Annotated in this window: 15 protein-coding genes and 1 pseudogene; all 16 read right to left on the bottom strand. The window is 42.1% G+C overall.

The features are described from left to right. Positions 1–136: 136 nt before the first annotated feature. A pseudogene (locus HT720_RS10235) lies at positions 137–514 on the bottom strand (gp58-like family protein); the annotation flags it as partial. A 3-nt stretch (positions 515–517) separates the two neighbouring features. Further along, the gene (locus HT720_RS06645) at positions 518–919 is read right to left on the bottom strand and encodes a hypothetical protein (RefSeq protein WP_050365290.1); all 402 of its coding nucleotides are present in this window, start codon (positions 917–919) and stop codon (positions 518–520) included. 8 nt (positions 920–927) lie between these two features. After that, complete coding sequence (locus tag HT720_RS10365; RefSeq protein ID WP_173275094.1) at positions 928–1737, bottom strand: hypothetical protein; 810 nt, start codon at positions 1735–1737, stop codon at positions 928–930. After that, entirely contained in the window at positions 1734–3572 is a 1839-nt protein-coding gene (locus HT720_RS06635; RefSeq protein ID WP_173275092.1) for a phage tail spike protein, read from the bottom strand. The genes HT720_RS10365 and HT720_RS06635 overlap by 4 nt, the downstream gene beginning before the upstream one ends. Next, a complete protein-coding gene (locus tag HT720_RS06630) occupies positions 3572–4294 on the bottom strand; it encodes a phage tail protein (protein ID WP_173275089.1) in 723 nt (240 codons plus the stop codon). Before HT720_RS06630 ends, HT720_RS06635 begins: the two co-directional genes overlap by 1 nt. Then, a complete protein-coding gene (locus tag HT720_RS06625; RefSeq protein ID WP_173275086.1) occupies positions 4291–7116 on the bottom strand; it encodes a phage tail tape measure protein in 2826 nt (941 codons plus the stop codon). The genes HT720_RS06630 and HT720_RS06625 overlap by 4 nt, the downstream gene beginning before the upstream one ends. A 277-nt stretch (positions 7117–7393) precedes the next feature. Next, entirely contained in the window at positions 7394–7813 is a 420-nt protein-coding gene (locus tag HT720_RS06620) for a hypothetical protein (protein ID WP_173275083.1), read from the bottom strand. A gap of 10 nt (positions 7814–7823) precedes the next feature. Beyond that, positions 7824–8405, bottom strand: coding sequence for a major tail protein (locus HT720_RS06615; protein WP_173275080.1), 582 nt, complete (start codon positions 8403–8405; stop codon positions 7824–7826). A gap of 11 nt (positions 8406–8416) precedes the next feature. Continuing rightward, entirely contained in the window at positions 8417–8740 is a 324-nt protein-coding gene (locus tag HT720_RS06610) for a hypothetical protein (RefSeq protein ID WP_172934931.1), read from the bottom strand. Continuing rightward, complete coding sequence (locus tag HT720_RS06605) at positions 8737–9096, bottom strand: HK97 gp10 family phage protein (RefSeq protein WP_172934932.1); 360 nt, start codon at positions 9094–9096, stop codon at positions 8737–8739. Before HT720_RS06605 ends, HT720_RS06610 begins: the two co-directional genes overlap by 4 nt. Beyond that, entirely contained in the window at positions 9093–9395 is a 303-nt protein-coding gene (locus HT720_RS06600; RefSeq protein WP_172934933.1) for a phage head closure protein, read from the bottom strand. The genes HT720_RS06605 and HT720_RS06600 overlap by 4 nt, the downstream gene beginning before the upstream one ends. Positions 9396–9398: 3 nt before the next feature. Next, positions 9399–9650, bottom strand: a complete 252-nt coding sequence (locus HT720_RS06595; RefSeq protein ID WP_173275077.1) for a hypothetical protein — start codon at positions 9648–9650, stop codon at positions 9399–9401. A 2-nt stretch (positions 9651–9652) separates the two neighbouring features. Further along, entirely contained in the window at positions 9653–9922 is a 270-nt protein-coding gene (locus HT720_RS06590) for a hypothetical protein (RefSeq protein WP_173275074.1), read from the bottom strand. 11 nt (positions 9923–9933) lie between these two features. Next, a complete protein-coding gene (locus HT720_RS06585; RefSeq protein ID WP_173275071.1) occupies positions 9934–11100 on the bottom strand; it encodes a phage major capsid protein in 1167 nt (388 codons plus the stop codon). Next, the gene (locus HT720_RS06580; protein WP_173275068.1) at positions 11097–11672 is read right to left on the bottom strand and encodes an HK97 family phage prohead protease; all 576 of its coding nucleotides are present in this window, start codon (positions 11670–11672) and stop codon (positions 11097–11099) included. Before HT720_RS06580 ends, HT720_RS06585 begins: the two co-directional genes overlap by 4 nt. Then, positions 11656–12858: a phage portal protein gene (locus tag HT720_RS06575; RefSeq protein ID WP_173275065.1), complete on the bottom strand. Its 1203-nt coding sequence runs from the start codon at positions 12856–12858 to the stop codon at positions 11656–11658. The genes HT720_RS06580 and HT720_RS06575 overlap by 17 nt, the downstream gene beginning before the upstream one ends. Positions 12859–12873 lie beyond the last annotated feature (15 nt).

The following is a 12873-nucleotide window of genomic DNA, read 5'->3' as shown; positions in this document are numbered from 1 at the left end:
TAACTCGTGGAGCGATGATATCAACCCCTCTCGGACTTGCGGAAATAGTAGAGGCTAACTGCTCACCAGTTAAGGTAGTTGAACCGATGGTCACACCTTCAGGCGTCACTTGTACCCTCGCACTGTTAGCAGCGTCTCGCACTTCCTGCCTGATTTCTCTGGCCGTCTGAGCGATGGCACTTTTGATATTCGTATCGAAGAACTGGGTCAGCGCCCCTTGATTGTTCTGCTGGATTTTGCCCCAGAGAGTACTGTTCGGGTCTCTCAATTCCAGTTCTATTGAGCGCATATCCTTGAAGAGACCTGACAGGGTACGTTGCGTTACAGTTGGTTCTACAAAGCTTGTAGGAAAATCCCCCTGCTCCAGCTGAATATCCGTCAGCACCGTGTCACCCACACAACCCATGTGGTGCAGGTTCAGCAGCTCATCTCGTGTCTGTGGCTGAAATACCTTGTAATACCGTCCGTTATGCTCAAGAGCAGGCGAACGAACGTTTTGAATGGTTATGTCCATGTGTTACCTCATTCTGTCATATAAAACAATATCTTTATAATCATCTCTAAACCAGTTTCGTGTCAAATCAGATAAAGCTTGACGCTTGCTTGATTCATCTACTCCTGCATCTTCGTTTTGACCTAGTAAAAACATAAAAGATGGACTAGGTGTTGATAAATTATAAGCATATACCTTAACAAACTTTTCTTCTATTCTCAAATAGTAGTACCCTGATTTTAATCCTTCATATCGGTACAAGAATCGAGTACGGCAATCTAAAGCAGCTGACTGATAGTTAATATTTGATATAGTCAATGACAAAGCATTTACAATTCGAAATCTGTATTTTTTCCAGATTAGCTTATCTCCTATATATCTTTCAACAACTTCCTTGCCACCCACGTAAATTCCTTCTCTAGCCATACTACCTCCTACGAACTACTATAGATGTCATATATAGTATTGCTATCCTTGTTAGGAATCGCGTCATATTGAGACCTTGTACCAGACCAATATTTCATTGGTTGCCCACCATTCTGGTTGATGATGTTTTGGCCGGGCGCTCCGTCACGTCCTCTAGCTCCATCCGCACCTCTGGGGCCTTCTGGTCCTGCTGGACCCGTTGCACCATTCGCCCCCCTTGCACCGTCACTAACATTGTCAAGCCGTGTGCTAGCAGCTGCTTTAATGCCGTTGTGCGTTACAACGATGTAGACCTCAAACCAGCCTCCTGAACGCTGAGTAGCGTTCCACTGACCAAATTTACCATTTGCATCAGGCGTTTGGCTCAGCAAACTTTGCCAGTTGTTGTTCCCAAAACCTCTGTAGTAATAATCAACAGTATAGCCACTAGTTAACCGTGTTCCGTCATAGTAGACGTCCGCGATCAGATTTAACTGACTGGTTGCACCATTTCGATAGCTTCCCTCAATACGTACATTGGCATTTAAGCTGTGGCCATTCTCGCCTCGCAAGCCCTCTCTCTGTTGACTCGTCAGGTTCTCGAATCGCATAACACCGTCTGCGCCTCGTGGTCCTGTTTCCCCACGTTCTCCACGGTCACCTTTTGGTCCCGTCAGATATTGAAGAGCTGAAAATCGATCACGGCCATTTCCGACCTTGACTTTGCCTGTGTCACTTTCTACCCCTAGCTCTCCGTCAAGCAAGACCAGAGTGCTACTTGCCCAATCACTCGCAGACATACGCTTGTGTTGTACCCTTACTGGAATTGTTTCCGTCATGTTCTACCTCCATCAAAAATAAAAGTTGGACTCTCGCTCCAACTTCCCTCATATCTAGCATTTTGCCCATCAGCAACCATCTTATAGACTGGCGCAAGTTCAATCCGTCTTGTCTGATTGTCAATCGTCACAGACTGCTCTAAATCTTGATACCAGTCCCCTGATAATGTCAAACGATAGGAACCGTAGTAGACCGCCAAGACCTGCTCCTCTTTCTGGGTTAGGTCTTTATCAATTGCTGGCATGACTGTATTAGCAGGCGCTAAATGAACGTGTCCACCGTAAAACGGTGTCTTATTCACTACCACAGTCACATCTGTCTTACCGTACGGCGTGCAGGTTGCTGACCAGCTGATGACGTACTGCTTCCCTAGTTCAAAACCCTCTCCATTGTGTCCGACCTCTACGAAATCCGTTCCATAGCTAATTTTCTTAGCCGTGCCACCTTTGAGGCGATTCTTGTTGTACTGGGTATTCCCGTCACCGCCAATCAGGCTAGCATTGACCCTTGCAGTTTCACTGACCTGCTCCAATTTCTTGCTGAGTTCAGCGATTGAGTCAGCGCCACTCATCAATTCCTCACGAATCCGCTTCACGAACTCAGGACGCTCTTTCTCCATTTCCTCGTGGATTTTAGCGCCAAATTCTTCCGCCTTAGCCTTGTACTGCTCGATGGCATCCGTGATAGCTTTCTCACGCTTGGCAAATTCAGCATCAAAAGCACGGTCAGCGTTTGCGATCGCACGCTCAAGCATAATGTCAAATTGTGTCTCTTGTTTGTCCAAGATTGCATTTGCTACTGCTGATACTCCGCCACCATTTCCTCCTGATTTCACTTTATCGTCAAAGGTAATGGTCAGATAGGCTCCTTGGCCGTTGTTTGCTAAACAGTCATACTCATAGGCAATTGCTTTCTTATAAACGTCTACATTGTGCTTATAACTTTTCAGGTTTACTGTATCGCCCATGTGAACAGTTTGCCCATCAAGTTCATAGGCTTCAATCTTGATGGCATCTGTAGCCTTATCTATGTGTTCGTTAGTAAATTTAGCGCTAGCCCACTTTGTCAACTCATCAACGGTCTGAATGTTATTATTGGTATAACTTCTTTCGTTGATGTAAGGGTAGGCACCAATTAAGGGACTATCAACCGTTACGGCAATCGTTGTGTCTTCTTCGGCTCCTTCTGCCTTAAAAGTAGACTTGGCATGGATCCGAGTAATAACATTTTGTGAGTTTTTGGTTCGTTGATAGGATTTTAAGTTTTTGTGAGTAGAGATGATAACACCTCTGTCCTCTCCTCTATTTCGCTTGATTGAGATAGCGAAATTATCCCGAACCATCTCTCCTTCCCATGTTCCCACAATTGAGTGAGCGCCATCCATTAACACGCTGTAGAGTGTTTCTACTTCTTTCGTGTTTATGGTGCGCCTGTCCGTGATATCACTGGTAAATGAAAAATCATTGATAGGAGACTTAGCAACTTGTACCAATTGAGAAAGAGCCTGCCAACAACTCTGCTTGTTGACAGACAGAGGATTGATAGACCGCTGCATGACATCATCAGTGATATGATAAGCAGTGATTTCTAAATGATCATCATTCTCTACTGGCTTCTTGATACGGAACAGCTGAGGTCCAATCACAGGCGCTGGCGCCTTTATCAACATATCCTCACGGAAAAGCTGATAAATCTCAGAGTCCGTGATAGGGTAGCGAACAGTAAGGATGAAATCCCCGTTCATTTGCTCTTTTATGACTGCTGAAGTCGCTTCATGCAGTGGAATACCGTTCCATTTAACATTACGAGTATCACTTTCAAGCAAATATAACATTACGCCCACCCCCAAACTGTCTCAATCGTCATGGAACTAATACCAGCACCCAAGACAATCCCAACATCTTGTTTCTTGATAGGGTCAATCGTGATAAAATCCCCTGTCCACTTAATTCTGGAACCTGTTCCGTCCAAGAAACTAGGATTGTTAGGGTTATTTACCATGATAGCTCTTCCAGACAGTCTTTCTAAGCGAATGACCTGCCTGTCCACTGTGAAACTAACCTCTGTCGTACTTTGACCAGTTAAGGTAATTGTCGGGAAAGCTAAAGCAGAGCCCTTGGTTCTTAAAGTTCCGCTTCTTGAAAAGGTCTGATTGTCTGTGACTTTGAAAAATTTTGTAGGATGACACTCAAATGTGACTTTGAGCGCATAATATCCTGCACGATTTCTAGTAGTCTCAGAAATCTTTACCTTGTAACACCACATCTTAGTAGTCTTGACACGTTCGCTTTCAAGCCAAAAGTTCTCTCTGGCAAAGAGAGCCAAGAAACGGTTCAAGTCCTCTTCTTTTGGTTTGACTAAGTGAAGTGTGTAGGATTTCTCAACCATCCCTCTATGATGATTGGTTTGTAGGATGGCTCCGCTAATCCCGTCATGCTCCCATAGTTTTGTCTTACTATTGGCAATCACGATGGATGGCGCTTCTTCTACAATGACGTCAAAAGGAAAAGAGGAGGTGGCTACACCATCAATCACTAATTCATTATGTTTGATCATGCAATTCCTCCTCTAAGTTGTGTTTTCCTTTGCAGTTCATCCGCAATCTTTTGAGCGACAACGTCAGCAATACGATTGATATCCATCTCTTCACTGATGTTATTTCCACTAATGCTGACATTGATAACAGGAGACAGACCTCCCATTGTTTGAGCGATTCCACGACCGATAGCTCCCAAGGTTCTTTCGTTCAGTGGTAAGACAGCCTCATTTCCAGCTTCTCCACCAACCATCAAGCTATTTCCATTTGAACCGAAAACAGTCGGCTTGGTCAAGATACCGCCCTTGGCATACCACTCTACGCCAATACTTGGCAACCCATTACTCAACCAGTCAACTGGGTTGAGAGAGCCTGAAATACTAAAGTGTGGTAGAGGGATATGAGGCCATCTAAATTCAAAGTTAAAGAATCCCTTAATAGCTTCAATTGCACGACCAACTAAATCCTTAGCCCCGTTAATAGCATTGCCGATTGTATCTTTAATGCCATTCCAGACACTGCTTGCAGTTGACTTGATACCATTCCAAATGTTGCTAATCGTATCTCTTATACCGTTAAAGACACTTGAGACTGAGCTTGAAATACCATCAAATATTCCTGAAAGAGTGGACTTGATGCCGTTCCAAACATTTGAAGCAACCGTTGAGATGGTGTTCCAGATGTTAGACAATACCTGCGCTATGCCATTAAAGATAGTCCCAATGACACTTGCAATCCCATTCCAGATTGTTTCTCCAACACTCTTGATGGTTTCCCAAGCGCCCGACCAGTCACCAGTAAGGATCTGCATCACTGCCTTGATAATACCCAAAACAACGTTGATAGCTGTTTCAACTACCGTTTTAATCACTTCCCAAACTGTAGACGTGATAGTCTGAATGGTGTTCCATCCTCCTTCTATAAGTGGACCTAGAACAGTCATAGCAGCGCTAATGATAGCGGAAAGGCCAGTCCAGACTGCGTCCGTAATAGAACGGATTAGCTCTTGGTTTTCAGCCCACCATGTTACAACGGTGCCAAAAATACTCATGATGAAGTTTGAAATTTCACCTACAACAGTATTGATGACAGATGAAATAGCCTCCCACACAGCTGTGACAGCGTTGCGGAATCCTTCATTCGTTTCCCATAAGTATTTTAAAATGACAACGACCGCTGCCACTGCTGCTGCTATTGCGGCTGCTGTAGCAATGATTGGTAAGGCGGCGGTAATCATGCCTCCTATTGAAAGTCCAAGAGCTGTTGCGGCGGCCTGCATGGTCAAGAATATCGGTGCTAAAACTCCTACTGCGGTAACTACAGCTCCTATGATTACTATAAATTCTTTAATCGGGCCAGGCAAAGTACCAAACCAATCTGCCACACCTTTTATGATATCTCCTAAAGCTTGAAAAACAGGAATCAACATTTCCAAAAGAGGCTGACCTAATGCAGCCAAGGCATTAGTCCCAGATTGTTTTAGATTTCCCATGACGTTTTCTAAGCCGTCAGATTCTCTTGCAGCTTGACCAAGTGCTCCAGAAAGTTCATTTCCATCTTCAACCATTTGAAGCAAAGTCAATTGCTTTTGTGCTTCACTCAAATCCTTGAATGACTTGCCATATAGTTTGTTTGCTGCCGCATTACGAGTTGTTTCTGTTGCAGATATCCCCAAAGCCGCATCGTTGGCAAAATTTCCTTTAAGAAATGATTGAAGGCTCTCAGTAACACTTTCAATAGATTTGTCGTAAAAAGCAGCACCATCTGCCGCTGCCTTAGTTGCCCTAGTAGATAAATCTAAGGCTTGAGCTGTATCTAAACCAGATGTTTTTGCAAAGGAGGCCATTTGGGTGAAACTTCCTTGTAATCGTTCTGGTACAATAGACATTTCTTTCCCAATATTATTAAGAGCCTCTCTAGCTTGACCTTCCACATCCCCAAAAACTGTACTAAATTGGGCATTACTTGCTTGCATTGAAGCAGCAGCTTCAATAGCTTCTTTCCCAACGTCAACAAGTTTTTCTGAAATATCACCCAACTTCTCACTAAACTGTTGGAGTAGTTCAGCTCTTGCAGCTTTAGCTATCTCACCCAAGCTTTCTTGTGCGCTATCCGCTACAGACTTAGTCCCCTTCATCTCATCGTTGAGATTGTTAAAAGCAGTCTTGGCATTATTCAGCTCTGATTCCATCTTGTTAGCTTCGGCTGAGTTTTCACCATATTCTTTTTTAGTGATTTCTAACTGCTTTTCAAGGTTTTCAATTTGACGAGAGACAATTTCAGACTGTGCACCAATCTTCTTTTCAGCCAATGCCAACTTATCAGCTTCGCTAGCGTTGGCACCCATCTGGCTTTCCTGCAGTTTAAATGAACTGACAACTTTTTCAGATTCACTGGCAAGTAGTTTTTGCTCATTCTGCAATTCTTTCAGTTGGGTTTGGTTATTCTTGGTTGCATTCCCATTACCCTCAAGAGCTTGATTGACACTAGCTAGTTTTCCCTCATATCCTTTTAAGACATTTTGAGTCACTTCTACTTCACGCTGGAAAGCACGATACTGATCTGCGCCAATATCTCCTTTTTTGAACTGTTCTTCAACTTGAGATTGAGCTTGTCTTAAGGTTTCTAGTTTTTCCCGAGTGGTTCCAACTTGCTTCTGTAAGACTTCTTGTTTTTGGGTTAATAAAGTAACATTCCCAGTATCAAACTTTAAAGCCTTATCAATCTGTTTCAGCTCTTTTGTTGCGTTAGCAGATTCTTGATTGACACCTTTTAACGCTTTTTGTAAGGGCTGGGTATCGCCATCAATTTCAATTTTTATCCCTTTGATATTTCCTGCCATATTTCCTCCTTTCCTTAAAAAATAAGGAGCGCTGAGAGGTTTTCTATGACCAGAACACTAGCCAACTAAAGGAACTTGTCCTCACAATCGCTCTCTCAGCACTCGCTTTTTCTCTAAAATGCATCAAAATCAGCTTGGGTAGCCTTCCGACTACCCGTTTTATTTTCGCTACGCAAATTGACATAATCTGTCTGATAATCTAAAGCCATCCCAATGGAAATGTGCTTGAGATCATCGATAGATAAGCCAGTTTCCTTGCAACAAGATAGATAGGATTCTACCGTGAAGGCTTCTTCGCTTGCTGTTTCTGATGTGTCTGTTTCTTTTTTGTCTGCAGTACCGTATTCAACATTTCCATCATTAGCGGACAAACTTCGTCAAGAGGAAATTCTTCCATCTCCATAAAGAAATCATCAAACGGTTTAATTTTAGGATTGCCAGATTTAGCAAATACCCAAAATAGACGATAGAAAAAGGTAATATCAAAATCTTCTAAAAGAGATAGGTTGACGCTTTCCGCTACCAAATCATTACCTTTTTCTAATTGATTCAATTGAGCTACCAATTGTTTATTTTTCAATAGCCCTAAAAGGTCCTTGAAAAAATCCTGCCCAAACTCATTCTTGTAAGCAATTGGAGTATAGGCATTTGTTGCAAGCTCATAGCGCTTATTGCTGATTTTAATACTTCGACGCATTCTTTACTCCTTACCCTAGAGATGTTGGCTCATAAACGCTAGTAAACCAAGCGTCATACACTTCTTTTTTGTCAGCTGACGTAATCGAACGTTTCACGACGCTATCAAGAGGACGTGGTGAACCCTTAAAGCTAAGTTCGCGTTCATTGACAGTTGTTCCACTCTTAGTACCAGAGCCGTTTGATGGACGACTAGCAGAGCAGTAGTAGAGAACGTAGCGAGTCTTATTTTTATCTCCTGAAAATTCAAACATAATAGCAAACGGTTTAGTTGAAGCATCGCCTTTTTCAGTCAATACTCCTGTTTGCTCATCCTTGATTTCTCCTAGGATTTTCGTCGCAAACTCTTCCGTGATATGCGGTACTTTCAATTTTCCTTCATACCCTTCATTTGAGTTCATGAAGTGGTAGTCCACGTCGTCTGCTGGGATTGCTTTCGATTCTCCTTTTGGCTCTAACTCCAAGTTCATAGCTCCAGGGAAACGGAAAATTTGCCCGTAGCTAATGATTTGTGTTTCACTGTTGATGCTTTCGATTGGTGCGATATGCACGTTTTTCAATCCAAAGGTTACTTTATTTTCTGTTTTTGTCATCTTCTTCTCCTTTAGTACAAATAAACAGTATAAGGCTTGACAGATAGTCTTTCTGTCGGGATATAGCTTTCTTCTGATACCTCAAAAACAAGTTGATGTTTAGACAACAACTCTTCCAAGCTCTCTTCCAAATCTTCGTCTTTACGTTCAAAGATAAGCTCTACAGTCACAGATTTAATCTGGTATTTCTGTTCGTCGTCTGCTCTCTTGATATCTGGATGTGATTCAAAGTAGATAAGGTAAGGTGTTTGAGGAACGTGTCCAGTTTCAAATGCACGATAGGTGACAGGCAAGTTTGCCTGTTCCAAAATAGCAGCAAAGTCTGATAGCCTCATTTCCCAATCTCCTTGATTCGCTTCTCAAAGTTTTCTTTAACTTTCTCCTCAACAGGTTTAATGTGTGGAAATGCCTGACTACGACCGCCATTCCTCAAAGCATGCCCATTTTCCAGTAAGTGAGTTAAACGATATGTTGGAGCTGCGTTGTAGATGACGTATGACCCCTTAGCATTTTTCTTGAAACGCCAATTTCTAGCATACTTTCCATGACGTTTTGGACTCGTCGTTTTTAATTCCGTAACGGCTTCGTTTACAACGTCCTCAGCAATCAGGTCAATCTTGTCTTCTATCTCAGCTGAGTATTCACTTAAAGCTTTAGCGATTTCTGCTGATAAGTCACCTGTTAAACTCATGGCAATTCCTCCATCAAGGTCAGCTCCAGAATTTCTAAACCAATCGGAAATGTCTTAAGAATACGATACCGTTTCCCATTAAATTCCGCTTCTTCCTCGTTGTTATACTCAAAACTATGAATATCAAGGATAAGGCTTGGTCTAAGTCCAACCTGGCTAGCCTGATAAAATTCAGAACGAGTAATGGAACGCTTGCGACATAAAATAGTCAACCGCTTTTCTTCAAATAGAGGTTGGTGTAATTTATCTAGTCCTGTTTTAATCTTAGAAATTAGTGTAATTTCATTGTTCCACGCCATGACTTACCTCAATTTCAAATTATGCAATCGCCATAAAAGGTGGCGTGGCATATCCACCCCACCCTCATAGCGAAAGGCTGCAAAATCAACTACAAACATTTGGTCTTCTGGGCTGTCTAAGTCAAGTAGAACTCCTAAGTTATCTTCTAGTTCTGTTTTGACAGCTTCGATGATTTTCTCCAAGGGCTTATCGCGTAGTTTTGTTGCTATACCCAATTTTAGCCTAAGCAATTCTAATAATTGAGCATTGTCCATAACTACTCCTCGTCTCCCTCTTCAGGTTTCCCATCTACTACCTTTGCTTCTTCCTTTTCTACTTCTGTAGTTAATGTGTCATCTTTCGACATATCCTTATCTTCTACATTCATCAAAAAGATAGATCCTGCACTATTTGCCCCATTTAGCAGAGTCTCCGCAAACTCTTTATCAAGTTTGTGCTTAGCTCTAGGGTAATTATCCCCAACCTTATAGCAATGTTTCTTTGGGTCTCGTAAGTCCTTAAAAGGACGGATTACCTTATATACCATTTACTACCTCCTTACAAAACAGCATCTGTATAGGTCACATAAAATCCTGCATCGCTATCTACCTTGACTACATCAAAACGATTAGCAGTTGCCAAATACTGACCGTAGATTTTATCATCTTGCCATTTGACAGTAGTCTGAGCACGGTCAAACAATGTCGCAAATTCTCCAATATCTCCAATAAAGGCTTTCATGTCTCCCGTACTTCCCCCGATAATATCGTCAGGATATACAACAATAACACGACCTGCAAACTTGTATCCAGTCGGAGATGTGATATCTGTTTGAAGCATGTAGCGACCGTCCTTGTCCTTGATTTTATCAAGAGCAGCGAACATCGATTGGGTACATACAATAGTTGCATCGTAGTACGGTTTCAATTCCACATTGAGAATATCTTTCAAACCGTCCAAACCAGTTGCGTTTTTAGCTGTAGCTGTCTTGAGAACTTTAGCGATTTCTTTATTCTTAGTGATACGTTCTTGGTTTTTAGCTTGTTTGGCAACCAATCCCATGACATCGTAGTCAGCGTCATCAATCAATTCTTGAGACACAGGCAAATGCCCACGACGTGTTTTAATATCATAGTTTACTTTTGTAAAGCTTGGTTTGGCCAGAGATGGATTTTCTTCCAGTTCTTCAACGGTATTCATTGTTTGATCTGTCAATTTAACCAAGGTCCATTTACCACTAGCGTTTTTAACCTTGACTACATTTACCAATGAAATCAAGTCAGTCTGGTCTTGTTTTGCTTCTCTCGGTGGCATCAAATCAACTGGAATGATAGCTTCACCTTCAGTAGATTTAAAACCATCAGCACGCGCTTCTTTTGTTCGTAGGTAATGATTAAATGCTTCACGTTGTCCCAATGTCTTTCCTCCTCGTTCTTCCATTTTCCCCGGAGTCGGTGCTTTACGATTTTGCTCTTCGATTTGTTTATCTAACTCATCAATCTCGTTTTCAAGCTGTACTTTTTCAGTTTCTTTTTCTTCAATTTCCTTTTGAAGACCGTCTACAGTCTTTTCAACTGCTGAAACTTCTTCCTCGGTTTCAGCACGGTCCAACTTTTCTAATTCAACAGCTGAACGTTTCTTCAACTCTTCAATTGTTTCTTCCAACTCAACTACCTTAGTTGCTTTTGCTCTCATACGAGCACCAAAGATTAACGCCTTATTCATAGCTTAAATTTCTCCTTAATTTCTTTCTTGCGCTTATCTAGCGCTTCACGATTCGCACGGCTCTGACTTTCGAAGTCTTTTTGTCGTGCAGCAATTTCCGTTTGCGGATAGGCTGGGAAAGTACATGGGCTCACTTCAAAGATTTCTAGTTCTAAGACAGTGTCCAGATACGAACCATCTTCACGTTCCTCTGTTTCGATTTTTATCGGGATAAAGCCAAAGCTACATCCGATAACATCTCCACGCTTGACACGGGCATAGGCTCCAACCGCTTGAGGATCATCCTTGTTAATGATGATGTCCCCAAAAAGACCAACATCATCAACACCCAGTGTCAGAGTTCCGTTACCTGTTCGACCGAGAACAAGACTATCATCGTGGTTAAATAAAGCTCTGATATCAGCGTCTTTGATGGCTTTCTCAACTCCAGCACGCTTGATAACTTCACGGTAGCCTGACCACAATTCCGTCTCCTCGTCAAACTTGATAAAGTAGCCACTCAAAATCAAATCACCAGAGTCTTCTTCCCTAGTTTGAAATTGAGTGGCACGATAACTATTCCGTTTCTGCATTCTCTTCCTCACCTCCTTTCAATTTATTTTGATCTCCTAGTTTCTCCTGAGGGAGAAAGTTTTCAAGAACAATCAACTCTTCCATCTCAGGATCAGGAGCCATCCCTAGCCAATCCCTCCACTCATTCCGACGCATGGCAGCACTGTTTGCCATTTGTTGAGCAACAGCAGACAACTCCGTAATGTTGTAAGAGAAGAGTGAACGAGGATTTAGTTTAAAATAACGATTGCTGGATACCAACAAGTCCCTTGTTAGAGTTTGGGTTATGGTAGTAGCGATACTCATGACAGTCGTATTTACAAAGTTGTTATACTCTGTCTTGTTGAACTCTCCCACGCCCAAAATAAAAGCAGGTACTCCTAATAGCCCTGCAACGGTTCTTTTATCTAATTCCACAGAATCGTTTAAAGCGATATCCGTTAGACTAAGCGGTTTTACCTGCTGGATGTCCAGCAATGCCTCTGGAACAATCCATGGAGCTCCAACCCTGCTAGTACTTAAATACTTCTCAGCGATACGCTCACGCCCTTGCTCCGAATCTAGTTCAGCACTAGACGAGTCAACCTTGACGATAAGACTAGGAATGTTCTTACCGTTCATGAAGCTTTTTTTAGTCTTGGTAGCCATATTCAAACTTTGAACCACATCTGTCAACGTCACCCTAAAACCAGTACCAATGTATGGAATATCTGGATCTGGATTGATGACAAAGTGAACTACTTCATCAGGGGAATACTCTTCACCCCTAAATGAGATTACATAGGAATCCTTATCTGTTTGGAACGAAACTTCTCTCATCGGAAATGGTCTTAGATTGGAAATATAATCCGTAACAGGTTCATATTCCACATGTAAGACAGAATTTCCATCGCCGTACAAAAGCAAATCGCGCACAATCTTGAAAATCCATGACTTCCTTGTCATGTGTTCACACGGATTGATGTCAATCTTTCTAGCAAGCCCATCACGGATTCTGATATCACCTTTATCTGTATTCTCCATCAGATGGATGGTCATATTAGAGACCAAATCAGCAATCTTATTAACCGCTGTCACCACATCTGGATTTCTAGCCAAAGGTACATAAGAATCCATCAAGTTTGACAGCCCTAAATCTGAATGACTCAGCATATTGATTGGTTTACTTGGCTTGTTTCGTTTCCAAATCTTATCAAAAATACCCATGTTTCCTCACCTCCT

The organism is Streptococcus sp. 68 (assembly GCF_013277415.1).
Classification (GTDB): Bacteria; Bacillota; Bacilli; order Lactobacillales; family Streptococcaceae; genus Streptococcus.
The sequence above is the reverse complement of the archived record's forward strand: the minus strand, read 5'-3'. Positions and strand labels throughout refer to the sequence as shown.